The sequence below is a fragment of the Rhodococcus aetherivorans genome, from assembly GCF_025722975.1.
Classification (GTDB): Bacteria; Actinomycetota; Actinomycetes; order Mycobacteriales; family Mycobacteriaceae; genus Rhodococcus; species Rhodococcus aetherivorans.
The window spans coordinates 2,372,878-2,399,046 of record NZ_CP106982.1 but is presented as its reverse complement, the minus strand read 5'-3'; the positions used below and the strand labels follow the sequence as shown (position 1 = coordinate 2,399,046).

General features: G+C 71.9%; 27 protein-coding genes. 4 read left to right on the top strand and 23 right to left on the bottom strand.

What is annotated here, in order from left to right:
- Positions 1 to 112: 112 nt before the first annotated feature.
- Both OCS65_RS10825 and guaB read right to left on the bottom strand, forming a co-directional pair.
- Positions 113 to 1,252, bottom strand: coding sequence for a GuaB3 family IMP dehydrogenase-related protein (locus OCS65_RS10825; RefSeq protein WP_050035516.1), 1,140 nt, complete (start codon positions 1,250 to 1,252; stop codon positions 113 to 115).
- Positions 1,253 to 1,325: 73 nt separating this feature from the next.
- Positions 1,326 to 2,849: an IMP dehydrogenase gene (guaB, locus tag OCS65_RS10820; RefSeq protein ID WP_029544783.1), complete on the bottom strand. Its 1,524-nt coding sequence runs from the start codon at positions 2,847 to 2,849 to the stop codon at positions 1,326 to 1,328.
- Between the two features lie 289 nt (positions 2,850 to 3,138).
- On the opposite strand from guaB, the gene OCS65_RS10815 reads away from it, so the two are divergent.
- A complete protein-coding gene (locus tag OCS65_RS10815) occupies positions 3,139 to 3,549 on the top strand; it encodes a DUF5319 domain-containing protein (protein WP_006934975.1) in 411 nt (136 codons plus the stop codon).
- A 67-nt stretch (positions 3,550 to 3,616) separates the two neighbouring features.
- Here the strand turns inward: OCS65_RS10815 and OCS65_RS10810 are convergent, their stop codons facing one another.
- The 3 genes from OCS65_RS10810 to OCS65_RS10800 form a co-directional block, all read right to left on the bottom strand.
- Positions 3,617 to 4,705 (bottom strand): anti-sigma-D factor RsdA, encoded by a 1,089-nt coding sequence (locus tag OCS65_RS10810; protein WP_043802547.1) that lies wholly within the window; start codon positions 4,703 to 4,705, stop codon positions 3,617 to 3,619.
- Positions 4,698 to 5,276, bottom strand: a complete 579-nt coding sequence (locus OCS65_RS10805) for a sigma-70 family RNA polymerase sigma factor (protein ID WP_029544787.1) — start codon at positions 5,274 to 5,276, stop codon at positions 4,698 to 4,700. The genes OCS65_RS10810 and OCS65_RS10805 overlap by 8 nt, the downstream gene beginning before the upstream one ends.
- 121 nt (positions 5,277 to 5,397) lie before the next feature.
- The gene (locus OCS65_RS10800; protein WP_006940032.1) at positions 5,398 to 6,240 is read right to left on the bottom strand and encodes a hypothetical protein; all 843 of its coding nucleotides are present in this window, start codon (positions 6,238 to 6,240) and stop codon (positions 5,398 to 5,400) included.
- A 523-nt stretch (positions 6,241 to 6,763) separates the two neighbouring features.
- Here OCS65_RS10800 and OCS65_RS10795 point away from each other — a divergent pair.
- Entirely contained in the window at positions 6,764 to 7,057 is a 294-nt protein-coding gene (locus OCS65_RS10795) for a WhiB family transcriptional regulator (protein ID WP_029544792.1), read from the top strand.
- Between the two features lie 106 nt (positions 7,058 to 7,163).
- Here OCS65_RS10795 and groL read toward each other — a convergent pair whose 3' ends face one another.
- Positions 7,164 to 8,780, bottom strand: coding sequence for a chaperonin GroEL (gene groL / locus OCS65_RS10790; RefSeq protein ID WP_006940029.1), 1,617 nt, complete (start codon positions 8,778 to 8,780; stop codon positions 7,164 to 7,166).
- A gap of 86 nt (positions 8,781 to 8,866) precedes the next feature.
- Positions 8,867 to 9,169, bottom strand: a complete 303-nt coding sequence (gene groES, locus OCS65_RS10785) for a co-chaperone GroES (protein ID WP_003938034.1) — start codon at positions 9,167 to 9,169, stop codon at positions 8,867 to 8,869.
- Between the two features lie 697 nt (positions 9,170 to 9,866).
- Here groES and OCS65_RS10780 point away from each other — a divergent pair.
- The gene (locus tag OCS65_RS10780) at positions 9,867 to 11,384 is read left to right on the top strand and encodes an Hsp70 family protein (RefSeq protein ID WP_029544794.1); all 1,518 of its coding nucleotides are present in this window, start codon (positions 9,867 to 9,869) and stop codon (positions 11,382 to 11,384) included.
- Between the two features lie 31 nt (positions 11,385 to 11,415).
- Here OCS65_RS10780 and tsaD read toward each other — a convergent pair whose 3' ends face one another.
- Genes tsaD through glmS form a run of 8 tightly spaced genes read right to left on the bottom strand, consistent with a single transcriptional unit; the run spans position 11,416 to position 19,808 of the window.
- Positions 11,416 to 12,456, bottom strand: coding sequence for a tRNA (adenosine(37)-N6)-threonylcarbamoyltransferase complex transferase subunit TsaD (gene tsaD, locus OCS65_RS10775; RefSeq protein ID WP_006940025.1), 1,041 nt, complete (start codon positions 12,454 to 12,456; stop codon positions 11,416 to 11,418).
- Positions 12,453 to 12,947, bottom strand: a complete 495-nt coding sequence (gene rimI / locus OCS65_RS10770; RefSeq protein WP_006940023.1) for a ribosomal protein S18-alanine N-acetyltransferase — start codon at positions 12,945 to 12,947, stop codon at positions 12,453 to 12,455. The genes tsaD and rimI overlap by 4 nt, the downstream gene beginning before the upstream one ends.
- Positions 12,944 to 13,618 carry a tRNA (adenosine(37)-N6)-threonylcarbamoyltransferase complex dimerization subunit type 1 TsaB gene (tsaB, locus tag OCS65_RS10765; RefSeq protein WP_029544796.1) on the bottom strand — a complete coding sequence of 225 codons (675 nt, stop codon included), beginning with the start codon at positions 13,616 to 13,618 and terminating at the stop codon, positions 12,944 to 12,946. Before tsaB ends, rimI begins: the two co-directional genes overlap by 4 nt.
- 30 nt (positions 13,619 to 13,648) lie before the next feature.
- Positions 13,649 to 14,134 carry a tRNA (adenosine(37)-N6)-threonylcarbamoyltransferase complex ATPase subunit type 1 TsaE gene (gene tsaE / locus OCS65_RS10760; RefSeq protein ID WP_006940019.1) on the bottom strand — a complete coding sequence of 162 codons (486 nt, stop codon included), beginning with the start codon at positions 14,132 to 14,134 and terminating at the stop codon, positions 13,649 to 13,651.
- A complete protein-coding gene (locus tag OCS65_RS10755) occupies positions 14,127 to 15,185 on the bottom strand; it encodes an alpha/beta fold hydrolase (RefSeq protein ID WP_029544798.1) in 1,059 nt (352 codons plus the stop codon). The genes tsaE and OCS65_RS10755 overlap by 8 nt, the downstream gene beginning before the upstream one ends.
- On the bottom strand, positions 15,182 to 16,366 hold the full coding sequence (gene alr, locus OCS65_RS10750) for an alanine racemase (RefSeq protein WP_029544801.1): 1,185 nt from the start codon (positions 16,364 to 16,366) through the stop codon (positions 15,182 to 15,184). The genes OCS65_RS10755 and alr overlap by 4 nt, the downstream gene beginning before the upstream one ends.
- Before the next feature lie 59 nt (positions 16,367 to 16,425).
- Complete coding sequence (locus OCS65_RS10745) at positions 16,426 to 17,922, bottom strand: NAD(P)H-hydrate dehydratase (RefSeq protein ID WP_006934938.1); 1,497 nt, start codon at positions 17,920 to 17,922, stop codon at positions 16,426 to 16,428.
- 20 nt (positions 17,923 to 17,942) lie between these two features.
- A complete protein-coding gene (glmS, locus tag OCS65_RS10740) occupies positions 17,943 to 19,808 on the bottom strand; it encodes a glutamine--fructose-6-phosphate transaminase (isomerizing) (protein ID WP_029544805.1) in 1,866 nt (621 codons plus the stop codon).
- A gap of 97 nt (positions 19,809 to 19,905) precedes the next feature.
- Here glmS and OCS65_RS10735 point away from each other — a divergent pair, with 97 nt between their 5' ends.
- Positions 19,906 to 20,751 carry a dienelactone hydrolase family protein gene (locus tag OCS65_RS10735; RefSeq protein ID WP_006934933.1) on the top strand — a complete coding sequence of 282 codons (846 nt, stop codon included), beginning with the start codon at positions 19,906 to 19,908 and terminating at the stop codon, positions 20,749 to 20,751.
- Here OCS65_RS10735 and OCS65_RS10730 read toward each other — a convergent pair.
- The 8 genes from OCS65_RS10730 to OCS65_RS10695 form a co-directional block, all read right to left on the bottom strand.
- Positions 20,724 to 20,894: a hypothetical protein gene (locus tag OCS65_RS10730; protein WP_006934931.1), complete on the bottom strand. Its 171-nt coding sequence runs from the start codon at positions 20,892 to 20,894 to the stop codon at positions 20,724 to 20,726. The genes OCS65_RS10735 and OCS65_RS10730 overlap by 28 nt on opposite strands.
- Complete coding sequence (locus OCS65_RS10725; RefSeq protein ID WP_263510146.1) at positions 20,891 to 22,210, bottom strand: hypothetical protein; 1,320 nt, start codon at positions 22,208 to 22,210, stop codon at positions 20,891 to 20,893. Before OCS65_RS10725 ends, OCS65_RS10730 begins: the two co-directional genes overlap by 4 nt.
- A gap of 13 nt (positions 22,211 to 22,223) precedes the next feature.
- Positions 22,224 to 22,550: a hypothetical protein gene (locus OCS65_RS10720; protein WP_006934927.1), complete on the bottom strand. Its 327-nt coding sequence runs from the start codon at positions 22,548 to 22,550 to the stop codon at positions 22,224 to 22,226.
- A gap of 176 nt (positions 22,551 to 22,726) precedes the next feature.
- Entirely contained in the window at positions 22,727 to 24,064 is a 1,338-nt protein-coding gene (glmM, locus tag OCS65_RS10715; protein WP_006934924.1) for a phosphoglucosamine mutase, read from the bottom strand.
- 175 nt (positions 24,065 to 24,239) lie between these two features.
- Positions 24,240 to 24,746: a 30S ribosomal protein S9 gene (rpsI, locus tag OCS65_RS10710; protein WP_006934923.1), complete on the bottom strand. Its 507-nt coding sequence runs from the start codon at positions 24,744 to 24,746 to the stop codon at positions 24,240 to 24,242.
- Complete coding sequence (rplM, locus tag OCS65_RS10705) at positions 24,743 to 25,186, bottom strand: 50S ribosomal protein L13 (protein ID WP_006934922.1); 444 nt, start codon at positions 25,184 to 25,186, stop codon at positions 24,743 to 24,745. Before rplM ends, rpsI begins: the two co-directional genes overlap by 4 nt.
- A 223-nt stretch (positions 25,187 to 25,409) precedes the next feature.
- On the bottom strand, positions 25,410 to 25,709 hold the full coding sequence (locus OCS65_RS10700; RefSeq protein ID WP_006934921.1) for a WXG100 family type VII secretion target: 300 nt from the start codon (positions 25,707 to 25,709) through the stop codon (positions 25,410 to 25,412).
- Between the two features lie 81 nt (positions 25,710 to 25,790).
- Positions 25,791 to 26,132: a WXG100 family type VII secretion target gene (locus tag OCS65_RS10695; RefSeq protein ID WP_263510145.1), complete on the bottom strand. Its 342-nt coding sequence runs from the start codon at positions 26,130 to 26,132 to the stop codon at positions 25,791 to 25,793.
- Between the last annotated feature and the right edge of the window lie 37 nt (positions 26,133 to 26,169).

The following is a 26,169-nucleotide window of genomic DNA, read 5'->3' as shown; positions in this document are numbered from 1 at the left end:
TCGAGTTCTAGAAACCGCAGGTGGGCGCCGAAAACGGCTGTGGCCGAATGTCACATCGCTTCGATCCGATCGACGTGATGTGACATTCGGCCACAGCGGAAGAGGGGGACGGCTACGCGCGGACGGTCAGGCCCACCTTCTGGAACTCCTTGAGATCCGAGTAGCCCGACTTCGCCATCGCGCGACGCAGGCCGCCGACCAGGTTTAGCGAGCCGAACGGGTCGTCGGACGGACCGGCGAGCACCCGGTCCAGGCCCGGGCGCTCGTCGTAGGCGACCTGCAGCAGCGCGCCCCGCGGCACGGACGGGTGCGCACTCGCCGACGGCCAGTACCAGCCGCGGCCCGGCGCCTCGGCCGAGACCGCGAGCGGGGCCCCGAGCACGGCGGCGTCGGCACCGCAGGCGATGGCCTTGGCCAGATCGCCCGAGGTCTCGATGTCGCCGTCAGCGATGACGTGCACGTACCGGCCACCGGTTTCGTCCAGGTAGTCGCGACGGGCGGCGGCGGCATCGGCGATCGCGGTCGCCATGGGCACGCCGATGCCCAGCACCTCGCTCGTGGTGGTGGCCCCGGCCGTCGAGCCGTAGCCGACGATGACGCCCGCCGCGCCCGTGCGCATCAGGTGCAGCGCGGTGCGGTGGTCGCTCACACCGCCCGCGACGACGGGCACGTCCAGCTCGGAAATGAACGTCTTGAGGTTCAGCGGCTCGCTCTCGCCGTGGGCGACGTGCTCCGCGGAGATGATGGTCCCGTGGATGACCAACAGGTCGATGCCCGCCTTCACCAGGTGCGGGGTCAGCGCCCGCGCGTTCTGCGGGCTGACCCGCACGGCCGCGGTCACGCCCGCGTCGCGCACCTGCGCGACGGCGGCGGCCAGCAGGTCGGGCTGCAGCGGGGCCGCGTGGAGCTTCTGCAGGTGGGCGATCGCCGCAGCCGGGTCCGCGTCGGACTCGGCGATGCCGACGAGCCTCTCGATCTCGGCGTCGACGTCGGCGTGCCGGCCCCACAGGCCCTCACCGTTGATGACGCCGAGACCGCCGGCCCTGCCCAGCTGCACCGCGAAGGACGGCGAGACCAGCGCGTCGGTGGGATGGGCGAGCAGCGGGATGTCGAATCGGTACGCGTCGAGCTGCCAGGCCGTCGACACCTCCTTCGAGGAGCGCGTCCGGCGGGACGGCACGATGTTGATGTCGTCCAGCTCGTAGGTGCGTCGGGCGGTCCGCCCCATGCCGATTTCAACCAGGTCGCGCACGCGCGTCCCTTTCTTCTCAGGTAGATGCCCCCGCCGGACACTCCGGCGGGGGCCCGATCGCGGACTCGGTGCTCTAGCGAACCACGTAGTTCGGTGCTTCGGCCGTGATCGTGATGTCGTGCGGGTGGCTCTCCTTGAGACCCGCCGCCGTGATCTGCACGAACTGTGCCTCCTGCAGCTGTTCGATGCTGGCGGCACCGGCGTAGCCCATCGCGGCGCGCAGACCACCGATCAGCTGGTGCGTCACCTGCTGCAGCGGACCGCGGAACGGCACGCGGCCCTCGATGCCCTCGGGCACCAGCTTGTCCTCGGAGAGCACGTCGTCCTGGAAGTAGCGGTCCTTCGAGTACGACTTGGCCGCGCCCCGGCTCTGCATCGCGCCGAGCGAACCCATCCCGCGGTAGCTCTTGAACTGCTTGCCGTTGACGAGGATCAACTCGCCGGGCGACTCGGCGGTGCCGGCCAGCAGGGAGCCGAGCATGGCCGTGGAGGCGCCGGCGGCGAGAGCCTTGGCGACGTCGCCGGAGAACTGCAGGCCGCCGTCGGCGATGACCGGGACGCCCGCGGGCTTGGCGACCGCGACGGCCTCGAGGATGGCGGTGATCTGCGGGGCGCCGACACCCGCGATGACGCGGGTGGTGCAGATGGAGCCGGGTCCGACGCCCACCTTCACGGCGTCCACGCCGGCCTCGATGAGCGCCGCGGCGCCCGCCCGGGTCGCGACGTTGCCGCCGATGATCTGGACTCGGTCGCCGACCTCGGCCTTGAGCTTGGCGATCATGCCGAGCACACCCGCCGAGTGACCGTGGGCGCTGTCGACCACGAGCACGTCCACCCCGGCGTCGGCCAAGGTCATGCCACGGGTCCACGCGTCGTCGCCCACGCCGACCGCGGCGCCGACGAGCAGGCGACCGTCACGGTCCTTAGTGGCGTTGGGGTGCTGCTCGGTCTTGACGAAGTCCTTGACGGTGATCAGGCCGGTCAGGCGGCCCTGTCCGTCGACGATCGGCAGCTTCTCGATCTTGTGGCGGCGCAGCAGCCCGAGGGCGGCCTCGGCGGTGACCCCCTCCTGCGCGGTCACCAGCGGCGCCTTGGTCATGACCTCCGAGACCGGGCGGTTCTGGTCGACCTCGAAGCGCATGTCCCGGTTGGTGATGATGCCGACGAGCTGGCCGTCGTCGTCGGTGACGGGCAGCCCCGAGATGCGGAAGCGCGCGCACATGGCGTCGACCTCGGCGAGCGTGGCGGTCGGCTTGCAGGTGACCGGATCGGTGACCATGCCGGCCTCGGACCTCTTGACGGTCTCGACCTGCGCGGCCTGCGCCTCGGCGGAGAGATTGCGGTGCAGGACGCCCATGCCGCCGACGCGGGCCATGGCGATGGCCATGCGCGACTCGGTGACGGTGTCCATCGCGGAACTGACCAGCGGAACGCGGAGGCGGATGTCCCGGGTCAGCTGGCTCGACGTGTCCACCTGGCTCGGGATCACGTCCGACGCGGCCGGAAGCAGCAGCACGTCGTCGAAGGTCAGACCCAGCATGGCGACCTTGTTGGGGTCGTCACCGCCGGTATGCACGTGCCCTCCGGTACTACTCATGCGGTTCGGACCCTCCATGACGCGTCGATACGGTGCGGGCGGGTGGGCCCCGGCCCGGCAACGGTGATTACGGAACACAATGTCGTGAAAGACAATGGCGTGAGCGGTGCGCACATTCCCCGGACGCTCCGAGCAACGATGCCCTGCTCGTGGACTATCGTATCGGTTTACCGGAACAGGCACACACGCGCATCCGCACGCGTGGATCCGCCCGCGTACACGAAGCCCCGCGGGAAGTCCACGGTGTGACGGCTGGCGCAGACCCCGTCGGACTGCGTACCGTGGAGTCGTGCGTGATCAGTTGCCTCCCGGTCTGCCACCGGACCCATTCGCTGGAGATCCCGACGATCCGTCCGCCGCACTGGACGCGATCGAGCCGGGTCAGCCACTCGACCCTGCCGAACGGCTGGCCGTCGAGGAGGATCTCGCCGACCTCGCGGTCTACGAAGCGCTGCTGTCGCCGCGCGGCATCCGCGGTCTGGTGGTGTGCTGCGAGGACTGCCACCAGGACCACTACCACGACTGGGACATGCTGCGGGCGAACCTGCTGCAGCTGCTCGTCGACGGTACGGTCCGGCCGCACGAGCCGGCCTACGATCCCTCCCCCGACGCCTACGTGACGTGGGACTACTGCCGCGGCTACGCGGACGCCTCGATGAACGAGGCGCTGCCGGTCGACCCATACGGCCTCGACTCCTAGAAGAAGCCTCCGCACGACGGGAAGGGCCCGCCGGGACGAATGTCCTGGCGGGCCCTTCCCGTCGTGCCTACGGCGAAGGCGGGGGAACGACGGTGGAGGGCGGGGGAACGACCGTGGAAGGCGGGGGAACGACGGTGATCGTCTGGCTGATCGACTGCTGTTCGAGTGAACTCGACGGCGCCGGCGCCGAGGCCGACGCGGTCGTCGTCGGCGAGGCCGTCGGCACGGTGGTCGGCTCCGTCGTCACCGGAGCGCTCGTCGGTCCGGTTGTCGGCTCTGTCGTGACCGGCAGCGGTTCCTGGGTGGGCACCGGCTGCGACGACGTCGGCGGCGGCAGGAGATCGACGCTGGGCTCCTCGGTGGACGTCGGCGGCACGGTTCCCGTCCCGGGCGTCGTGCCGGCGATCGTGGGATCCACCGTCGACGGGGTGGTCGCAGTGGTCGGCACCGGCGCGGGAACCACCGGCGCCGACTGGGCCGGGGGGATGGGCAGCACGGGCGGGGGCGGCGGCGGAAGGAGCTGGCTCAGCTCGGTGGTGAGCCGCTGCATCCAGTCGCCCAGCTGGTCCCGCTGGCCGGCGTCGGTGACCGACCCGGAACGCTCCTGTGCCGACTGGAGCAGTTCCTGGGCGCCTTCGGTGTCGCCGACGGCGAGCCGCTGCTCGGCCTCCTGCAGTGTCGAGGCGGTGTCGATCCGGGCGACCGTCGACTCTGCCTGCTCGCTGAAGACGACCTGCTTGACGCTCCACAGCGGGTCGCCGGGTTCGGCCTGGTAGGAGACGGCGGTCGCGCCGCCCACGGCGATGGCGATCAGGGCGGCGGCACCGGCGATGGGACGGATCAGGCGAAGCTGGGTGCGGGAGCGGGACCGGCGCTCGGCGAGCGCGTCGCGGGCACCGATCTCTCGGTTGACCGCGGCGACGATCTCGTCCAGGTCCGGTTCGGAAGGAAGAGGGTCGGCGAGGATCTCGGCACGCCAGCCCGCGAGGAGCGTGGCCAGCTCGTATTCCTCGGTCGTCTCGGTGGGCACCGGTCCGTCCCCGGAGATCGCGTCGATGAGGGCATCGTCACGGCGCACTGCCGCAATGTCCACGGGGGTGCCGTCGTCGGCGAGATCGGCGAAGAAATCGTCATCCGCGCCGTGCTTCCTACCCATTTCTCTCACCTGCTCTCGTCACTTCCTTCTTCAGTCGGGCGATGGCACGGTGCTGCGCCACTCGAATGGCCCCTGCCGTACTTCCCACCGCTGCTGCCGTTTCTTCCGCGGACAGGCCCATCACGAGCCGCAGGATCAAGATCTCCCGCTGCTTCTCCGGAAGCGTGCCCAGCAGCTTCTTCATCTGCCGGCTCGTCTCCGAGTTGAGTGCCTGCTCCTCCGGACTGTCGTCCAGCGACATCGACTCGGGTACCTCCGCGACCGGGTCCGCCCGGTTGCGGGCGGCGCTGCGGTGCGCGTCGGCGACCTTGTGTGCCGCGATCCCGTACACGAATGCCATGAAGGGGCGTCCCTGGTCCTGATACCGCGGCAACGCCGTCATCACGGCCAGGCACACCTCCTGCGCTACGTCGTCCGCGGAGAGCTGGCCACGCTCCGCGGATCCGACCCGCGCCCGGCAGTACCGGACGACCAAGGGCCGGATGGTCCTCAGAACCTGAGCGAGAGCCGTCCGATCCCCCTGCGCAGCCGCAGCGACAGCGGAGTCCAACTCCTCACCCATGACAGTCATCGATTGCGCAAGTCCTGGCGTTACAAAGTGACACGACCCCCCGGCCGGGTGTGCTTCCACTCGCAGTGGAACACCCCCAGACTAACGACACGACCGGACGGAACGGACGCACGGATGACTTCTAGGCCCGGATCGTTGCGAATCTCCCGCCGCGCCGGACGATGAGGGCGGCCGACTCGTCGCGCACGCGCCGGGCCGCATCACCGCCCCCCAGTCCGTCCCACAGCATCGAAGCAGCCCAGCGGAGCGGGACCAGACCGTGCGCGGTGCTGCGATCGAGCACGTCCAGGCACAGGTCGCGGGCGGGGGTCGGATCGGACTCGCCGGTCCACGAGGCGGCCTGCAACAGGTCGGACTTGATCAGGTGCCGGACCGAACCGCTGCGCTCGGCACCTGCCGCTGCGGCAGCGGAATGACGGCGGGCGGTGGCGAAGTCCCCGGAGGCGAGCGCGGTCTCGGCGGTGACCCAGTGCAGGCGCACGCGCTGGCGCCGGAACGCCTCGGGGTGGACGCCCCCCGCTTCGTCGAGACGTGCGGCGCAGCGGTCCAGCAGCCGGGCGGCGAGCCGGAGCCGGCCGCACCCGAGCGCGTCCGCCGCCAGGCCCGTGAGGGCGTCGCAGTGAGCCTCGACGGCCCACGGGCAGTCCGCCGGCGCGCCGGCGAGCGCCGCGACCGCCCGGCCGTCGAGGACGGATGCCTCACGATGCCGGCCGAGCTGACGCAACAGCGACGCCTCGGTGCTCGTCGCGAGGGACGCGAGCGCTCCGCCGGGGCCCGTGGCGCGGCGGAGCCGGGTCAGTTCCGCCCGGGCCGCGCTGTAGCGGCCCTGCCCGCCCAGCGCGACGGCCCGGTGCCACGACGCGACGGGATCGCCGGTGAGGGGCAGGGGGAACAGGCCGGGCCGGGCGCCGAATGCCGCCGAGGCGAGTGCGGACGCGTCGGACGGAAGGGCGATGTCGGGCACGCGCTCATGATCGCACCGCATCTCCCCCTCCCGACGCGGAGGTGGTCCGCATTCCGGGAAATATGCACCGGGGGCGCATGAATTACTCCGCACGACACTTGTGCTGCATCCGGTTGAACATTGGGTTTACGGCCTGTTAATTGCGGACATGGCGCCTGTACGCAAACCCGCGCACGCCGGGCCCGCCGACCCCGGCATTCTTGCCCCCGAGGCCCGGACGGGTGCCCTTCCGCGCCGACTGCAGGGCATATAGTCCCTGATCCGGGCTGTTCCGGGCACCGGACGGAGCCTCGAGCGGTCGAGGCGCACAACATCAAGACACAATCACGAATCGACCCCGATGTAAATATTTCGGTGGTTAATTCTCGCGGATCGGGATATGGAAATTGCCACTCCGCGAAACTGTTGACTCCATTTCGGCGGCCCCTTTACGGTTACGAAGCCTGAATAATTGCTTTGGGGGGAAAGACCTTCCGCCCACGGTCCGCTCGCCCCAGGCGAGCACGCTGCAAAGGAGTGCCCCATGCCTGCACCGAACCACTTGCCCGGACCCAACGCGGACGTCTGGGATTGGCAGATGCACGGACTGTGCCGTGGGGTGGACTCCTCGATGTTCTTCCACCCGGACGGGGAGCGTGGCCGGGCCAGGGCGCAGCGCGAGAGCCGGGCCAAGGAGATGTGCCGGCAGTGCCCGGTGATCGTGCAGTGCCGGGAACACGCTCTGGCCGTGTCCGAGCCGTACGGCATCTGGGGCGGCATGTCCGAGACGGAGCGGGAGATGTACGCGCGGCACCGACGACGGAGGGTCGCGGTCTGACCGGCCGCGACCCCCGGGACGACGAAGCCCCGCACGGGAAGTTCCGTGCGGGGCTTCGTGCCACCCGGGCCACCGTTACGCGCGGCCGGCCCGGGCGTTCGGATCCCTAGTGCGCGTGGCCGTGGCCGTGACCGGCCTCGGCCTCCTCCTCCGGCTTCTCGACGACCGCGCTCTCGGTGGTCAGCACCATCCGTGCCACCGAGGAGGCGTTGACGACCGCGGACCGGGTCACCTTCACCGGGTCCACGACACCGTCGGCGATCAGGTCGCCGTAGGTGAGGGTGGCCGCGTTGAAGCCGGATCCGGCCGGAGCCTCGCCGACCTTGTTCACCACGACCGCCCCGTCGAGGCCGGCGTTGCTGGCGATCCAGTACAGCGGGGCCGTGAGGGCCGCGCGCAGCACGGCGACACCGGTGGCCTCGTCGCCCGAGAGCGAGTTCTCGAGCGCGTCCAGCTCACGGGCGGCCTGCACCAGCGCCGAACCGCCGCCGGGCACGATGCCCTCCTCGACCGCTGCCTTGGCCGCGTTGACGGCGTCCTCGACACGGAACTTGCGCTCCTTGAGGTCGGTCTCGGTGGCAGCGCCGACCTTGATCACCGCGATGCCGCCGGAGAGCTTGGCGAGCCGCTCCTCGAGCTTCTCGCGATCCCAGTCGGAATCGGTGGCCTCGATCTCGCGGCGCAGCTGCGCGACGCGGTTCTGGATGTCCTCCTGCGTGCCGGCACCGTCCACGATGGTGGTGCTGTCCTTGGTGACCACCACGCGTCGGGCCGAACCGAGCAGGTCGAGACCGGCATCCTTCAGGGTCAACCCGATGTCGGCGTTGATGACGGTGCCGGCGGTGACGACGGCGAGATCGTCGAGGAACGCCTTGCGGCGGTCACCGAAGAACGGCGCCTTGACCGCGACGGCCTTGAGGGTCTTGCGGATGGAGTTGACCACCAGGGTGGACAGCACCTCGCCCTCGACGTCCTCGGCGATGATCAGGACCGGCTTGCCGTTCTCGGCGATCTTCTCGAGCAGCGGCAGGAAGTCGGGCAGGGAGCCGATCTTGTCGCGGTAGATCAGGATGACGGCATCCTCGAGCACCGCCTGCTGTGCGTCGATGTCGGTGATGAAGTACGGCGAGAGGAAACCCTTGTCGAACTGGACGCCCTCGGTGACGACAAGCTCGGTCTGCAGCGTCGAGGACTCCTCGACGGTGACGACGCCGTCCTTGCCGACGGTGCTCAGGGCCTCGCCGACCATGGTGCCGATCTCCTCGTCGCGCGAGGAGACGGTGGCGACCTGGGCGATGGCTTCCTTGCCCTCGACCGGGGTGGCGGCGGCGAGGAGCGCCTCCGACACCTTCTCGGCGGCCTGGGCGATGCCGCTGCCGAGCGCGATGGGGTTGGCGCCGGCCGCGACGTTCTTCAGGCCGGCCTTGATGATGGCCTGAGCGAGCACCGTGGCGGTGGTGGTGCCGTCACCGGCGACATCGTTGGTCTTGGTGGCAACGCTCTTGACCAGCTGGGCGCCGAGGTTCTCGAACGGGTCCTCCAGCTCGATCTCCCGGGCGATGCTGACACCGTCGTTGGTGACGGTCGGACCGCCGAACGCCTTGGCGAGCACCACGTGCCGCCCACGCGGGCCGAGGGTGACCTTGACGGCGTCGGCGAGCTGATCGACGCCACGCTCGAGTGCCCGCCGCGCGGTCTCGTTGAACTCGATTTGCTTGGACATGTTCTCCGACTACTCCTGGAACGAAGGATCCGGAACGGATTCCGCCCCGGGTCCGAGACGGAACTCCGGGGCGGAATGCGTGCGGCTTACTTGGCGACGACGGCCAGCACGTCGCGAGCCGACAGGATCAGGTACTCCTGGCCGGCGTACTTGATCTCGGTTCCGCCGTACTTGCTGTAGATGACGACGTCGCCTTCCTTGACATCGAGGGGGATGCGCTTCTCACCCTCGTCGTCCCAGCGGCCGGGGCCGACGGCGACGACGGTGCCCTCCTGGGGCTTCTCCTTCGCCGTGTCCGGGATGACCAGGCCGGAGGCAGTCGTCGTCTCGGCCTCGTTGGCCTGGACGAGGATCTTGTCCTCGAGCGGCTTGATGTTCACGCTCGCCACGATGAGCCCTCCACTTTCAGGGGTTCGATGGTCCGAGGCCTCTTGTCGTCCTCGGACAGGGTTTGTTCAGTCACCACGGTGACTCCGCGCGCAGTCCCGTCGTCGCGGGTGCCGGAACTCGCTCGGCGTCGACTAGCACTCTATACACGCGAGTGCCAGCGCTCAAGGGCAGCGGGTGCTGAATGTCCCCGTGTCGCCCCGGGCGCCCCATGCTGCCATCGAAGGCCCCTCGGCCCCGGGCGGCCCTCCGGTCGACCGCGCCCGCCCGGCAACGACGGCCGGAGGCCGGCCCCCGTCCGCCCATGAGCCGGGCCCGTCCGCAACCGAGGAGACCGAATCGTGACCATTCGTATCCGGGAGATGCCCGGTCGGCCACCCCGCCGGGCAGCGGTCCCCTCACAGCCCACTCCCCCGCCACTGTGCTCGCCCTGCGAGCCGGAAGAACGCCTCCGAGCTGGCACAACAGCGGAGCTGCCGGACTCGGCCCGCCTCCGCCACCGACGTCCGGCGGCCTGTCCACGGGCGGGGTAGCCGGGCCTGCGGCGCGGCCGGACGGACGGGGATCGCCGGTTTTCGACGAGCGCTCGCGGCCACCCGTCTGTTACGTTCGGATAACGGAGACCGAACGCGTGACCATTCGGTGACATTGCGGCCTCGTCCGCGTCACTGTCCGCCGGTCACGCACGGGAGGGGAACTATGCGCACGTCGCTGGGGATTTCCACCGGCGCTTCCGGAGTGGGCTCAGCCCTCGTCGTCGAGGGGTCCGGGGATCGCACCACCGAGTACCGATTTCTCGCCGCCGATCCCGACGCAGCCGGGGATCTGGGCGACCTCGTCATCGATGCCCTCTCCCTCATGAGCACCCAGATCGACGGCCACGCCGTCCCCGACGCCGTGGCGGTGGCCTACCGCACGCCCGAGCACGCGGAGGCGATCCGCTCCGCGGCGGTGCGCGACGGCCACATCGTCCACCTGGTTCCGGAGACGACCGCCGTCTTCGCCTACCTGCACGGCACCGGCCTCGTCGACACCGCCGACACCCTCGCCGTCGCCGACCTCGGGGCATCGGGATTCACCGTCTCCGTTTTCGACCGACGGTCCGGATCGGTGCTGCGCTCGGCCCGGACCGGGGACGTCGGGGGCGACGCCGTCCGTGGCCGCGTCTACGACCACGTGCGCCGCCAGATCGGCCGCACCCGCGGCCGCATTCCGATCGACACCGCCCTGTTGACGGTGCGCTGCCAGGGCGCCCTCGAGGCCCTCGGCTCCGCGTCGGCCACCAGGGTCGAACTCGGTGACGCCGGCCCCGCGGTGCCCCTGACCCGCGCCGAACTCGACGAGATGGTGGCCGATCTCGCCGACACCGCCGCGGCGTTCACGCGACGGATCTGCGGCGGCACCGAGCCGCGGCCGCAGATGCTCGCCCTCGTCGGCGGCGCCGCGGCCATGCCGGCTCTCGCCGGAGCCGTGACCTCCGCGTTCGCGGGGACCGCCGTGACGGTGCCGGAACCGGCCACGGCAGCGGCCCACGGTGCCGCGCTGCTCGCCGCGTCGTCACGCCTCGCGTCGTATCCGCCGGTGGGCGCCTCGGCGCCGACGCCGAGCACCCCCGGGGGCAAGGTATCCGGCGCACTCGCCGGGGCGCTGGTCGTCGGTGCGCTCGTCGCCGGCTACGCGACCGACCGGATCGCGTCCGACGACACGCCCGTCTCCCCCGCCGGCACCAGCGACCAGGCCACCACCCAGCCTGCGGCGGCGGTTCCCGACACCGGACACACGCAGATCCCCTCCGAGGATCCTCACGCCACCGTCACCACGACGGCTCCGGACAACGGTTACGCACGCACGCCCGCGCCGGACCCCTACCCCACCGGGTCGCTACCCCCGACGAGCACCTCGGCGACGACCACGCCGCCCAGCACGCCGGAGTCGACCACCACCGACCGGCCCGAGTCGCCCCCGGAGGCCCCGGGCACCGACCGGCCGTGGCAGTTCCCGGGAACCCTGCCGAGCGTTTCGTTGCCGACCGTCCCGCTGCCGACACCGCCCGGTACGACACCGCCCGAGAGCACGACACCGAGCCCGACGACGTCCGCGCCGACGACCGAGTCCGCACCCGCCGAGACGACGACCGACACCTCCTCGACCGCCGCCCCGGCGGAGGGAACGACGAGTTCGTCCCCGTTGCGCATCGAACCGTCGCCGGTCGGCTGAGCCGCACCGGCCGATCCCCCGCAGCGGACGGTCAGGCCGGCACCTGGGCGATCTCGACCGGCAGCCCGGGGTCGGTCCCGACGGTGAGCGCGGACGGCTGCGCACCTCCGGCGATCAGGTGCGCCCCCAGCGCCGCGATCATCACCCCGTTGTCGGTGCACAACCGCGGCCGCGGCACCCGCAGCGTGATCCCCGCGGCGGCGCAGCGCTCCTCGGCGAGTTCCCGCAAGCGGGAATTGGCGGTGGCCCCACCCCCGAGGACCAGGGTGTCCACGCCCACATCCTGCGCGGCCCGCACCGCCTTCATCGTCAGCACGTCGGCCACCGACTCCTGGAAACCGGCCGCCACGTCCGCGAGCGGGACGGGCTCGCCGGCGCGCTCGCGCGCCTCGACGAACCGCGCGACGGCCGTCTTGAGCCCGGAGAAGGAGAAGTCGTGCCGGGCGTCGCGCGGCCCCGTCATCCCCCGCGGGAACACCACCGCGGTGCGGTCGCCGTCCTGCGCGGCCCGGTCCAGCGCCGGACCGCCCGGAAAACCCAGCCCGAGCAAACGCGCCACCTTGTCGAAGGCCTCCCCGGCCGCGTCGTCGACCGTGGTGCCGAGCTCGACGATCGGCGTGCGGCCGAGGTCCTCGACGTGTAGCAGGTGCGTGTGCCCGCCGGAGACCAGCAGCGCCACGCACGGCGGCATCGGCCCGTGCTCGATCGTGTCCACCGCGACGTGCCCGCCGAGGTGGTTGATCGCGTAGAACGGCACGTCCCACGCCGCCGCGTAGGCCTTGGCTGCGGCGACACCGACGAGCAGCGCACCGGCGAGGCCGGGACCGATCGTCACGCACACGGCGTCGGGCTTGGCGATCCCGGCCGCGGCGAGCGCCCGTCGCATGGTCGGGACGATCGCCTCGAGGTGTGCGCGGGACGCGATCTCCGGGACGACGCCGCCGAACCGGGCGTGTTCGTCGACGCTGGAGGCCACCTCGTCGGCGAGCAGTTCGAGGGTGCCGTCGCCGACCCACCGGACGATGCCGACGCCCGTCTCGTCGCACGAGCTCTCGATGCCCATCACGATCACGACTGTGACTCCTTCCGCCGGTCCGGCCGGCACATGGTGTACGCGTCGGCGCCGCTCGGCTGGTAGTACCGCTTTCTGGTCCCGACGATCTCGAAACCCTCCCGGCGGTACAGCGCGATCGCCGCGTCGTTGTCGGTGCGCACCTCCAGGAACACGGGGCCGCCCCAGGCGTCGGCCGCCCGCAACAGCTCGGCGAGCAGCGCGCCACCGACGCCGCGGCGCCGCTGCTGCGGGTCCACACCGATGGTGTGGACCTCGGACTCCGGATGGATTCCGGTGCCGAGACGGGCGAGACCGGCGTAGCCGATCAGCCGGCCTTCGTCGTCGCGGGCGGCGACGTAGTGGTTCTGCGGCGCCGCCAGCTCGGCGCGGAAGGCGCCGGCGCTCCACGGGTCGTCGCCGGGGAACAGGATCCGTTCCAGCTCGGCGCACCGTGCGACGTCGGACGGCTGCAGCGCGTCGACGAGGGGAAGCGGGTCGTGGGGGCTCATTTCTTCTTCCGGTCCGCCGTCTCCACCGCATCGGGCCGGCGCAGGTAGAGGGGCACCAGGGGCTCGGGCTCCACCCCGGCGAGCAGGTCCGCGACGGCGACGGCGACCAGGCCCGCCGGAGACGGTGTGGCCACCGGATGTGCGGGCAGCGCGAACAGGTCGGTGTGCGGGCGGGACCCGGCGATCCGCAGCGACGGCTCCGCCTTCAGCTCCGCCGGCTTGCACACGCCCGGCCCCTCGACGCGGTGGCCACCGGAGTACCGCGCCCAGTACACCTCGCGGCGACGGGCGTCGGTGACGACGAGCAGATCACCGTCGCCGTCCGTGCCGTGGACGTCGGCCGCGATCGCGTCGAGGCTGCACACGCCGTGCACCGGCACGCCGAGGGCGTCGCCGAAGGCCGCGGCGGTCGCCATACCGACACGCAGGCCCGTGAACGGGCCGGGGCCGACACCGACGACGACGGCGTCGAGGTCGGCCGGCGTGTGGCCGGTGGACGACAGGCAGTCGAGGATCTGCGGAGTCAGCACCTCGGCGTGGGCGCGTGGATTGTCCGTGACCCGCACGGCCAACGTCTCGATGTCGACGCCCCCGCGTTCACCGCCGTCGTCTACCCGGACGAGACCTGCGGTGACAGCGGGGGTGGCGGTATCCACGGCGAGAACGAGCACGAGTATCCAGAGTACCGCCGAGCGCGACGGTCACCCCACCCAGGACCAGGTGGCGGTGCGCACGTCCGAGTCCGGTTCGCGGCGCAGCCGCACCCGCAGGTGCCGCTCGGTCAGTGTCTCGACCAGCCCCTCACCCCATTCCACGACGACCACGGCGGCGGTCAGGTCGGTGTCGAGGTCCAGGGCATCGAGTTCGTCGAGGGCGTTCGGACCGTCCCCGAGGCGGTAGGCGTCGACGTGGATCATCCCCACGGGTTCGCCACCGGCGCGATCGCCGGGGCGATGCTCGCGCGCGATGACGAAGGTCGGCGAGGTGACCCGGCCCTGCACCCCCAGGCCCGCGGCGATTCCGCGGGTCAGGGCGGTCTTCCCGGCACCGAGCGGACCGTCCAGGACGACGAGATCACCCGCGTGCAGTTCGCGTGCCAGGCGGCGGCCCAACGCCTCGGTGTCCTCGACCGTGGGCAGCTCGGCATACTGCTCGGTGCGTGTGCCGGTGGAGCGATCGTCACCCAATTGCGGCGCGCCTCCTGCCGGCGTCGTGGGCGAACCCGCGCTGGATGAGCCGGTCCAGCGCACCGACGACGACCTCGGGGAACTCGAGCTGGACCAGGTGCCCGGCCCCGCGGACCCGCTTGAGCTCGACGTCCGGCAACGCCGCCGCGAGCTCTTCGGAGCCGGAGAACGGGATGATCATGTCGGCGTCCCCGCACAGCACCAGCACGGGCACCTGTCCGAGCACCGGCAACGCCGCCGACTCGTCGTGCAGTTCGAGGGTGCGCAGGAAGTTCACGATGGTCAGCACCGAGGTTTCCGCCAGCATCCGGTCGGAGAACTCCACCAGCTTCGGGCTGACCACCGTCCCGTAGGACGCGGCGCGCAGGATCGGCGCGATGATCGCCTTGGCGGCCCCACGGGCGTACTGCACGAACCCCGGCGCGGTGCGGGCCAGATGCCGGAACGCGTCGATCACCGGGTTCTCGAGGTTACGGCCGATGCCGGTCTTGGTCAGCCCGGCGGCGGTGGTGGCGAGCAGGCCCACCCCGACGATGCGTTCGTCGAACAACTCCGGGCGCTGGGCGGCCAGGGCGATGGTCGTCATCCCGCCCATCGAGTGCCCGACCACGACCACCGGGCCGGTGGGGACGACGGTGTCGATGACGGTGCCCAGATCGCGGCCGAGCTGAGCGATGGTGCAGGACTTCGACGTCGACACGGCGGATTCCCCGTGGCCGCGCTGGTCGTAGAAGACCATCCGCACGTCCTTGCCCCACCGCTCCTGCAGGTGGCGCATCTGCAGATGCCAGGACTGCATGCGCAGGCAGTACCCGTGCACGAACACGATCGTCAGCGGCGCCAGGGCCGAACCCACCTCCCGGACGGCGAGGTCGACGCCGTCCTCGGTACGCACGGTGCGCTTGGGCAGCGCGAGCATCGCGTCGAAGTCTTCCTCGCCGTAGATCTCGTGCGCGGGCAGGCCCGCGGTGCGCACCGCGTACAGCCCCGCGTTCGAGCCGAGCGTGGCCAGGCTCGCACCCAACAGCCCCAAACTGCCCAACAGCGTCATCGCTGCTCGCCTCCTCCGCCACCGACGTAGGTGCGGACGGTGCGCCCGCCCACGCCGGTGACCACCTCGTAATTGATGGTGTCCAGTAGGTCGGCCCAGTCCTGCGCGGCGGGCTCGCCATGGCTACCGTCACCGAAGAAGAACGCGGTATCGCCTTCTTTTACTCCGTCCCCGTCCGGTCCGAGATCGACCACGACCTGGTCCATGCACACGCGGCCGAGCTGCGGTCGGCGGCGTCCGCCGAGCTGCACCTCGAACCGGCCGCTGAGATTACGCCGGATTCCGTCGGCGTATCCCATCGGCAGCAGGGCCACGGTGGTGTCGGCGGGCGCCACCCAGCGATGCCCGTAGGACACTCCGGACCCTGCAGTCACCTTCTTCACCAGCGCCACCCTCGTTCGCAACGTCATCGCGGGCCGGAACCCGAAGTCCCCGACCTCGGGGATCGGGGACAACCCGTACATCGCTATACCCGGTCTGACCATGTCAAAACGCAGGTCGGGGCGGGTAACGGTCGCTGCCGAGTTCGACAGGTGCACCACCTCGGGCTTCATGCCGTGGCGGCTCAGGTCGGCGACGGCCTCGCGCAGCCGGTCCCGCTGGCAGTCGATCTCGGGGTGGTCGAGTTCGTCCGCGTGTGCGAGATGGGAGAAGGCGCCGCGCAGCCGGATCGCCCCCTCCGCCCGGGCCCGGCCCAGATCCCGCAGGAACGCCGGCCACTCGTCCCGTGCCACGCCGTTGCGGTTGAGGCCGGTGTCGATCTTCGCGGTGAGCACCGCGGTCACACCCGTCTCCCGAGCCGCGGCGACGATCGACGCGAGATGCCGCGTCGACGACACCCCCAGCTCGACGCCGGCGGCGATGGCGGGGGCGAAGTCGGCGTCGACGGTGTGCAGCCACGACAGCACGGGCGCGTCGATCCCCGCGCGGCGCAGCTCGAGCGCCTCGGTCAGGGTCGTCACCCCCAGCTCCCGCGCGCCGGCGGCGAGCGCGGCCCGGGCCACCGGGACGGCACCGTGGTTGTACGCGTCGGCCTTGACCACGGCCATCACCGCCGCCTCCCCTGCGTACTCCCGCAGCCGCCGCACGTTCTCGGCCACGGCGTCGAGGTCGATCAACGCCTCGGCCTGCGGCAGGTCGTGGTGGAGGTGGTTGCGGGGTCGGGGTTCGGCCGTGGTCATGAATCTCGATCCTGCCACTGCGGACGAAGTGGCCCGCAGCACGGTGGCAGGTGTCGGGATCACGATTCGGCCATGCCCCGCAGGCTCCGCACCGCCGCGGGCACCCGATCCAGGATCGCGCTCGCCGAAGTGGGGGCGGCCCAACCGGGTTCACCGCCGCGAGCGGCGAGATCGCGACCGCCGCGAGCGGCGAGATCGTGCCCGCCGCGAGCGGCGAGATCCGCGGCGGTGGAGTGGGCGCGCGCGCCCGCCGCGGCCGCGAGATCCGGAGCCATCCCCGCGGACATCAGTGCCCCGATCATCCCGGACAGCACGTCGCCCGCGCCGGCGGTGGCCGCCCACGACCCGCCCGCCTCGTTGACGAACACGTGCCCGTCCGGGTTCGCGATCAGCGTCGACCGGCCCTTGAGCAGTACGTGAACCCGCCAGTCGGCGGCCAGTGCCCGCACCGCCGCCACCCGGTCCGGCTCGGGCCGGCGTCCGGTGAGCCGCGCGAACTCCCCGGCATGCGGTGTCAGCAGGGTCGGAGCCCGCCGGCCGCGGACCAGGTCCGGCTGCCGCGACAGCAGCGTCAGCCCGTCGGCGTCGACGAGGACGGGAAGATCGGTGGCCAGCACGTCGCGCAACGTGTCGGCCGCCTGGTGATCGGTGCCGCCGCCCGGCCCGATCACCCATGCCTGGACGCGGCCCGCCTCGGCGAACGACGGCGCGGCCACCACCTCGGGGAACCGGGCCAGCACGACGGGGGCGGCGCTGCCGGCGTAGCGGACCATGCCGGACGTCGCGGCCACCGCTGCGCCGGCGCAGAGCACGCCGGCGCCCGGGAACCGGGCGCTACCCGCGACGATGCCCACGACGCCCTGGCTGTACTTGTCGTCGTCGGCGCCCGGGACCGGCCAGATTGCTCCGATCTCGGCGGGCTCGGCCGCCACCATGCACGGCGGCGGCAGCTCGAGACCGATGTCGACGAGCTCGACCCGCCCGCACCGGGTGGGCGCGAGGGCGTGGACCGGCTTGTAGGCGCCGAATGTGACGGTCACGGCCGCGGTCACGGCCGGCCCGTCGACGGCGCCGGTGTCCGGGTCGACGCCGCTCGGGGTGTCCACGGCCACGATCGGGGCGGTGATCTGCTCGACCACCGCGGCCGCGGCCGGGCGCAGCGGGCCCCGGCCGGAGATGCCGACAACGCCGTCGAGCACGAGGTCCGGGTCACCGATCCGGTCCGGATCCGCCGGTACGGCGCGCCCGCCGGCGGCGCGCAGCGCCGCCAGTCCCGCCCGGTGCGCCCGCTCGGGGTCGAGGAGCAGCGCCGTGACCGCGACCCCGCGGCGGCGCAGGAACGCGCCCGCCCACAGGGCGTCGCCGCCGTTGTCGCCCGATCCGACGAGCAGGGTCACGCGACGACCGGCGACGGCGCCGGTGCGCGAGCGCAGTTCCGCCGCCGCGACCCGGGCGAGCCCGAACGCGGCGCGGCGCATCAGCGTGCCCTCGGGCAGGGCGGCGAGCAGCGGCGCCTCCGCCGCCCGCACCTGCTCGCACGGGTAGTAGCTGCGCATCGGGCCTCCCGCCGGGGTCGCTATTCCACCGTCACGGACTTGGCGAGGTTGCGTGGCTTGTCGACGTCGTAGCCGCGCGCCTGGGCGACCTCGGCGGCGAAGACCTGCAGCGGCACGGTCGACAGCAGCGGCTGCAGCAACGTCGGCGCGGCGGGGATCTCGATGAGGTGGTCGGCGAACGGCCGCACCGCCTCGTCGCCCTCCTCCGCGATCACCACGGTGCGGGCACCGCGGGCCTGGATCTCCCGGATGTTGCTCAGCAGCTTCGAGTGCAGCACCGCCCGGCCCTTCGGCGACGGCATCACCACGATCACCGGCAGCCCGTCCTCGATCAGCGCGATCGGACCGTGCTTGAGCTCGCCGGCGGCGAAGCCCTCGGCGTGCATGTACGCCAGCTCCTTGAGCTTGAGCGCACCCTCGAGCGCCACCGGATACCCCACGTGCCGGCCCAGGAACAGCACCGTCGACGACGCCGCCAGCTCCCGCGCCAGGCGCCGCACCGGCTCGACCGTCTCGAGCACCCGCGCGATCAGGTGCGGCATCGCGGCCAGATCGGCGTATTCGCGGGCCACCTCGTCCGGGTACTTGGTGCCGCGGGCCTGCGCCAGCGCCAACCCCACCAGGTAGTTCGCGGCGACCTGCGCCAGGAACGCCTTGGTCGAGGCCACCCCGATCTCCGGGCCGGCCCGGGTGTAGAGCACCGCGTCGGCCTCCCGGGGGATCTGCGCGCCGTTGGTGTTGCACACCGCCAGCACCCGTGCCTTCTGATCCTTCGCGTGCCGCACCGCCTCGAGGGTGTCGGCGGTTTCCCCGGACTGCGAGATCGCCACCACCAGCGTCGACCGGTCCAGCACCGGATCCCGGTACCGGAACTCGCTGGCGAGCTCGACCTCCACCGGCAACCGCGTCCAGTGCTCGATCGCGTACTTGGCCACCAGACCCGAGTGGTAGGCGCTGCCACACGCGACGACGAACACCTTGTCCACGTCGCGCAGCTCCTGATCCGACAGCCGCTGCTCGTCGAGCACGATGCGGCCCCCGGCGAAGTGCCCGAGCAGCGTGTCGGCCACCGCGGCGGGCTGCTCCTCGATCTCCTTGAGCATGAAATAGTCGTGGCCGCCCTTCTCGGCGGCCGCCAGATCCCAGTCGATCTCGAACGGGCGGGTCACCACGTCGGTGCCGCCGTCGAAATCGGACACCTGATACCCGTCGGCGGTGATCACCACCACCTGGTCCTGGCCCAGCTCCACCGCGTGCCGGGTGTGCTCGATGAACGCGGCCACGTCCGAGGCCACGAACGTCTCGCCGTCGCCGACCCCGACGACCAGCGGCGTCGACCGGCGCGCCGCGACGATCGTGTCCGGATGGTCGGCATGGGTGAACACCAGCGTGAAGGCCCCCTCGAGCCGGCGCAGCACCGACAGCGCACTGGCCTCGAAGTCCCCCGCGGTCGGCCCGTCCGCATACGCCCGGGCCACCAGATGCACCGCCACCTCGGTGTCGGTGTCGCTGGCGAACTCCACCCCGGCCTTCTCGAGCTCCACCCGCAGCGGCGCGAAGTTCTCGATGATGCCGTTGTGCACCACCGCCACCTTCCCCGACCCGTCCCGGTGCGGATGCGCATTGCGGTCGGTGGGACGACCGTGCGTGGCCCACCGGGTGTGCCCCATGCCGGTGGTGCCGGCGAAGTGCTCCACCCCCACCTCGTCGAGCTCGGCCTCGAGATTGGCCAGCCGGCCCGCCTTGCGCTCGACGGCCAGGCCGCCCGCACCGTCCAGGACCGCCACACCGGCCGAGTCGTAGCCCCGGTACTCCATCCGCCGCAGTGCCTCCACCACGACATCGAGAGCCGGGCGATGCCCGACGTACCCCACGATTCCGCACATGGTTAGCAGGGTACTGGTCCGCGACCCGCCGGTAACAACTCGTCCACGTCCCGGCGGGTGGCACGCTCGAAGCTGATCATCGGCTAACGTTCACGCCGTGGCGGCGAAACCGAAATCCCTGGCCCAGCGGCTCTCGAAGCGCGGACCGCACACGGTGCTGCGCGGCAACCTCGCTCTCGCAGGTCAGCCGGGCATCGTCTACACCCCCGCCGAGGGCTTCGGCCTGCCCGCCGTCGCGTTCGGCCACGGCTGGATGACCGGTCTCGACAAGTACTCGGCGCTGTTCGAACACCTCGCCTCGTGGGGCATCGTCGTGGCCGCCCCGAGCACCGAACGCGGGCCGATCCCGTCGCACCTGGGCCTGGCCGCCGACCTCGGCACCACCCTCGACATCTGCGTGGGCGTGCGCCTGGGCACCGGACGGATCAGCGTGCACCCCGACCGTCTCGGCCTGATCGGCCACGGCATGGGCGCGGGAGCTGCGGTACTTGCGGCGTCCCGGCGCGACGTGGCCGCCGTCGCCGCGCTCTACCCGGCCCCGACGTCGCCGCCGGCCTCGGTCCTGGCCGCGCGTGTGCACGCGCCCGGGCTCGTGCTCGCCGCCGAGAAGGACCTCGGCTCGATGGGCAGTGATGCCGTCGCCGTCGCCCAGGCCTGGGGCGGCGAGATGCTGATGCGGTCCGTCCACAAGGCCACCGACGACGGCATGATCGAGGGCCGCCGCCTGCTCGCCTTCCTCGGCGTCGGCGGCGCCCAGCGCAACACCCAGAAGGTCACCCGCGCGCTGCTCACCGGATATCTGCTGTACCGGCTCGCCGGCGACAAGACCTACGCGCCGTTCGCCGACCCCGAGGCCGAGCTTCCCGGCTCGGAGGTGCTCACCGAGCCCGACGCGATCGACCGCGAGCTCGGCACTCAGATCAACCAGCTGCTCGGGCGATAGAACTCCTCTTCGACGGCCGGCGCCGGCCCGCGCGTCGCGCCGGCGGCGAGTTCACGGGGTTCCCGGAGGCGCCGCAGGTTCTCGAGCCGGCGCTCGACCGCGTCCCGGTGCTCGGCGACGATGTGTTCGAACCGTCCGGTCACAGCGGCCCCGCCTCCGCCAGGACCACGCCGTCGGCAGGCTCCTCCTCGGGGCCCGCTTCGACGCTCTCACCAGCAGGTTCCGCCGACGCGGGCCGCCGCGCGGGGGTGTCCGCCCGCGTGCCGGGCATCCCGGCCGGCGCGGGACCGAGCGCTCCGCCGTCACCTGGTTCGTCCGGTCGCCGCGGCTCGTCGGGCGGTGCGGGACCGAGCGCTCCGCCGTGACCTGGTTCGTCCGGTCGCCGCGGCTCGTCGGGCGGTGTGGGCGGCGTGTCGTCGCCCACACCGGCGCCGGGTGTGTCGGGGTCCGTTCCCGTCCCTCCGGCGGCGGGGGCCGGGGTCTCGGGGGCGGGTGTGCGCGACGGCGGGTGTGCCGGATCCGGCGGCGGCGACGACAGCGGACGCTCCGGCTGCGGTTGCGGCGGGCCGGCCGGCTCGACGGCCTCGGAAACCTCTTCCACCACGGTCGTGGCCAGACCGAGGACCGCGCCTGTGAGTTCGCCCACGGCCGTCGCCAGCCGCAGCCCCGCGGCCACCAGGTCCGTCGCCGCCCCACACGGCGACCACGGATCGGTCACCGGAGCCACGCTCCGCGGGCCGGGATCCGGCGGCGCCAGCGTCGCGGCGAGTTCGGCGAGTACCGCCCGCACCGCTCGGTCGGTGTCGTCGCACAGGTCGAGGAACGACTCGACGGCCGTCTCCACCCCGGGCCGGAACACCTCGTCGCGCCACCGCCCGCACCATTGCGTGACAGCCGCGCGTTCGGGGGCCGGGCCCAGCGCCGAATCCCAGGCGGCGAGCTGGGCTGTCGTCGGGCCGTCGCCGCCCGCGGCGCCGGCCAGAATCGCGTCGATCTCCTCGACGGTGCGCCCGCCGACGGTCGTGTCGGCGAACTCGGCGGCCGCCCGGGACTTCTCCTCGACGATTGCGAGCACCGCGGCCGCCGCGTCGGTCAGCGCGCGACGTGCGGCGCCGAGCCGTGCCTGCAGGTCCTCGCCGACCGCCACATGACGGGCGAGCGCGTCGGCCGCACCCACCGCCCCGCCTCCGGTCCAGGCCGCCGCCAAGGCGTCGACGTAGGAGCGCTGCCGCGCGACCTCGGCACCCAGGGCACCCTCGAGCCGGGCGAACACGTCGGCGTCCGCGAGCAGGACGGCCGGATCCGTGCCGCGCTGCTCGTCGTAGCGTTCCCGCAACTGCGCACAGGACGGCAGGCCGGGGGCGCAGCGCTCGGCGCGGGGAAGATGCTCGGCGAAGAAGCGCAACCCGACGCGGCCCCCGTCGAGCACCAGGTCGAGCCGCTGCCCGCCCCCGGTCACCGGCCTCCTCCGGTCACCGGTGCCCCGTCGGCGGCAGGTCGACGGCCCGCAGGACCGACTCGGACTCCCGCTCCAGCCACGCGTACCCCCCGGCCGCGCGCCGCAGCGCCTCCGCGCGGGCGGCCGTCGCCGCCGACCACTCCGCGACCGCCCGATGCAGCCCGTCGTAGCGCGCTCGCACGACCTCGGCCTCGGACCGGTAGCGGTCGCCGGCCGCGTCCGGACCGAAGCCGACGGCGCGGCACGCACGCGCATGCCAGTCGATCTCGGCGGCCGAGTCCGCCAGGCCCTCGGCGATCACCCGGACCGCCGCACCGTCGAGCCCCACCCCGTCACGCACCGCGCCGCCCCCTCCCTCGTCCCCCCGGGTGGTTCGACGCAGCGGGAGGCGGATCGGTTCCCCGGCGGGGCAGAGCCGACAGATGGAGGCCGACAGATGGAGGCCGACAGATGGAGGCCGACAGATGGAGGCCGACAGATGGAGGCCGACAGATGGAGGCCGTCGGATCGGTGCCGTCAGACGGAGGCGACCGCTCCCGCGAGACGATCGGCGAGAGCACGGGCCACCGCGTCGTCGGCGGCCTCGACCATCACCCGGACCAGTTGTTCGGTGCCCGACGGACGCAGCAGCACCCGCCCGGTCTCCCCCAGTTCCCGCTCCACGGCGGCAACGGCGTCCGCGACGACGGAAGCCTTGGCCACCGCGGCCTTGTCCGACACGGGCACGTTCACCAGCACCTGCGGCAGGGTGCGCATGACCGCGGCGAGCTCCGCGAGGGGCGAAGCGGTCGCGACCATCCGTTCCATGAGGCGCAGGCCGGTGAGCACCCCGTCGCCGGTGGTTCCCAGGGCCGGCAGCACGATGTGGCCGGACTGTTCGCCGCCGAGGCTGAACGAGCCGCGGCGCAGCTCCTCGAGCACGTATCGGTCGCCGACGCCGGCGGTCACGACCGTGATCCCGGCCTCGCGCATCGCCAGGTGCAGGCCGAGGTTGCTCATCACAGTGGCGACGAGCGTGTCGGCGTGCAGCTCGCCGGCCTCGCGCATCCCGAGGGCGAGGATCGCCATGATCGCGTCGCCGTCCACCACGGTGCCCGTCGCATCGACCGCGAGGCACCGGTCGGCGTCGCCGTCGTGCGCGAGACCGAGGTCGGCGCCGTGCTCGACGACCGCGGCCCGGAGGCCGTCGAGATGCGTCGAACCGCAGCCGTCGTTGATGTTGAGCCCGTCCGGGTCGGCGTGCAGCGCGACGACCGTGGCCCCGGCCGCGGCGTACGCGGCCGGCCCGACGCGCGACGCGGCGCCGTTGGCGCAGTCCACCACGACCGTCAGGCCCGTCAGCGGCATGCGCACCGCCGTCGCGAGGTGGGCGAGGTAGCGGTCGGCGGCGTCGTCGGCGGTCCGCACCCGGCCGATGCCCGCGCCGGTGGGGCGGGCGACCCCGCCCGCACCGTGCAGCATGGCCTCGATACGGTCCTCGACGGCGTCGTCGAGCTTGTGACCGCCGGCCGCGAAGATCTTGATGCCGTTGTCCGGCATGGGGTTGTGCGACGCGGAGATCATCACGCCGAGGTCGGCGTCGTAGGCCCCGGTCAGGAACGCGACAGCCGGGGTGGGCAGCACCCCGACGGACAACACGTCGACGCCGGCCGCGGTCAGGCCCGCGGTCACGGCGGCCTCGAGCATCTCCCCGCTGGCACGGGGGTCGCGGCCCACCACCGCGACGGGGCGCCGGCCCTCGGCACCGCCTGCCAGCACGGTCGCGGCCGCCCCGGCGAGCCGTACCGCCAGTTCGACCGTGAGCTCGGCGTTCGCCAAGCCTCGCACGCCATCGGTGCCGAACATCCGACCCATCGAGCAAAGTCCTCCACGTCGAGAAATGCGGTCTCCGCCGTCCGCGGGCGCCGCCTGCTGTCGCAAAAAGTACGTCGATGCACGAGAGCAGGCGTCCGGTAGGGAATTCTCTACCGGCGCCTGCTCTCGTGGTCGAACAGGAGCCGAGGCTGACGAGGTCAGCGTCGGCGGCACATCAGCGCTTGGAGTACTGCGGTGCCTTACGGGCCTTCTTCAGGCCGTACTTCTTGCGCTCGGTGGCACGCGGGTCACGCGTGAGGAAGCCGGCGCGCTTGAGCGCGGGGCGATCCTCGGCGGTGACCTCGATCAGCGCGCGGGCGATGGCCAGGCGCAGGGCGCCGGCCTGACCCGACGGGCCGCCGCCGTGCAGGCGGGCATGCACGTCGAACTGCTCGGTGCGCTCGACCGTGACCAGCGGCGACTTGACGAGCTGCTGGTGCACCTTGTTCGGGAAGTAGTCCTCGATGGTGCGGCCGTTGAGCACGAAGTTGCCGGTGCCGGGCACGAGGCGGACGCGGACGACGGCCTCCTTGCGGCGGCCGACGGTCTGCACCGGGCGGTCGAACACGATCGGCGCGGGAGCCGGAGCGGCCTCCTCGGCCACGTACTCGTCCGCGGCGACCTCGACGTTCTCGGCGTCGGTGTACTCGTCGCTGTAGTTCTCGTTCACGTTCTCGGTCACTGCGCCACCTGCTTGATTTCGAACGGCACCGGCTGCTGCGCGGTGTGCGGGTGGTTCGGGCCCGCGTAGACCTTCAGCTTCTTCGCGATCGCGCGACCGAGCTTGTTCTTCGGGAGCATGCCGGTGACGGCCTTCTCCACCAGACGGTCCGGGTTCTTCTCCAGAACCTCACCGACGGTGCGGGACCGGAGGCCGCCCGGGTAGCCGGAGTGGTTGTACAGGAGCTTGTCCTGCTTCTTGTTGCCGGAGATGGCAACCTTGTCCGCGTTGATGATGACGACGAAGTCGCCACCGTCCACGTGGGGGGCAAAAGTGGGCTTGTGCTTGCCGCGGAGCAGGTTCGCCGCCTGCACCGCGAGGCGGCCGAGCACCACGTCGGTGGCGTCGATGACGTGCCACTGGCGGGTCACGTCGCCGGCCTTCGGTGTGTACGTAGACACAGATCTTCCTCGTCTATCGTTTCGCTGCTGGCCCGCGCGCCGCCGATGATCGCTTCCGGCGGCCAGTTGGGACCCGAGAAGCGACGTTCGCCGCGCACGAGGCAACGACGACGGACGACACGCCAACGGCACACGATACCGGGGAGGTGTGTGCACGGTCAAAACAGCACGACGTCCCGGCGGCCTCTCCACCACCGGGACGTCGCTCGCTACTCGTGTCGCTTCAGGCCTGCCACCTCCGTGCCAGCTCGGATTCGACGCTGCGCATCTCGTCGTTGCCCCGCGCCACGGCGACGGCGATCTGGTCGAGCAGCAGATTCAGCTCGGCGGATGCCCGATCCCACTTCTGCTGGGTGACGTGGTATTCGGACCGGGCCTGCCCGTCCCAGGTCTGCACCAGCGGCTCGACCTGTGACCTGATCCGGTCGAGCGTGTCGTTCATGCCGCGCTGCAGTCCGACGACGCGGGTGTGCAGGTCGTCGATGCCACCGAAGTCCTGCCGGATCACATCGGGTCCACTCATTCGTTCGTTCTCCTCGAGTCGTGAGTCGTGTTGTGTGCACGGGCCGATGCGCGGTTCCGCACCGGCCCGCCCGCAGCGGCGTCAGTAGCTGCCGTGGAGGCTGTCGCCGAGGACGTCCAGCGACTGCGCCTGGGCCTGGACGGTGTCCTCGTACGCCCGGCCGTTGGTACGGATGCCGGCGACGATCGCGGCCAGTGCCTCGTTGAGCTGGAGGGCGCTGCGGTCCCATCGCGACATCACGTCGGTGAACGCCATCCCCGACCGGCCCTGCCATACGTCCGGCGACGACGACACGGTGGTGCGCAGCGCACCGAGCAGTTGCTCGAGTTCTCCGTGGGAGTCCTCGATCTGCCGCGCCGCCGTCTCCATGGTCGCGACGTCGGTCGCCACCCGATTCGAACTGCCCTGCCCTGGTTGCGTCACGCCTGTCTCCTCCGTCGTCCCGCGTCCCGTATCCCTC

Bases quoted from the DNA above. Each gene is read 5' to 3' on its own strand.
- glmM (WP_006934924.1), bottom strand. From the start codon at position 24,064: ATGGGTCGGATGTTCGGCACCGATGGCGTGCGAGGCTTGGCGAACGCC.
- OCS65_RS10700 (WP_006934921.1), bottom strand. From the start codon at position 25,709: ATGAGTGGACCCGATGTGATCCGGCAGGACTTCGGTGGCATCGACGAC.
- guaB (WP_029544783.1), bottom strand. From the start codon at position 2,849: ATGAGTAGTACCGGAGGGCACGTGCATACCGGCGGTGACGACCCCAAC.
- OCS65_RS10810 (WP_043802547.1), bottom strand. From the start codon at position 4,705: ATGGGTAGGAAGCACGGCGCGGATGACGATTTCTTCGCCGATCTCGCC.
- OCS65_RS10795 (WP_029544792.1), top strand. From the start codon at position 6,764: ATGCCTGCACCGAACCACTTGCCCGGACCCAACGCGGACGTCTGGGAT.
- groL (WP_006940029.1), bottom strand. From the start codon at position 8,780: ATGTCCAAGCAAATCGAGTTCAACGAGACCGCGCGGCGGGCACTCGAG.
- rimI (WP_006940023.1), bottom strand. From the start codon at position 12,947: ATGAGCCCCCACGACCCGCTTCCCCTCGTCGACGCGCTGCAGCCGTCC.
- glmS (WP_029544805.1), bottom strand. From the start codon at position 19,808: ATGTGCGGAATCGTGGGGTACGTCGGGCATCGCCCGGCTCTCGATGTC.
- alr (WP_029544801.1), bottom strand. From the start codon at position 16,366: ATGACCACGGCCGAACCCCGACCCCGCAACCACCTCCACCACGACCTG.
- OCS65_RS10745 (WP_006934938.1), bottom strand. From the start codon at position 17,922: ATGCGCAGCTACTACCCGTGCGAGCAGGTGCGGGCGGCGGAGGCGCCG.
- OCS65_RS10755 (WP_029544798.1), bottom strand. From the start codon at position 15,185: ATGACGCTGTTGGGCAGTTTGGGGCTGTTGGGTGCGAGCCTGGCCACG.
- OCS65_RS10780 (WP_029544794.1), top strand. From the start codon at position 9,867: ATGCGCACGTCGCTGGGGATTTCCACCGGCGCTTCCGGAGTGGGCTCA.
- OCS65_RS10805 (WP_029544787.1), bottom strand. From the start codon at position 5,276: ATGACTGTCATGGGTGAGGAGTTGGACTCCGCTGTCGCTGCGGCTGCG.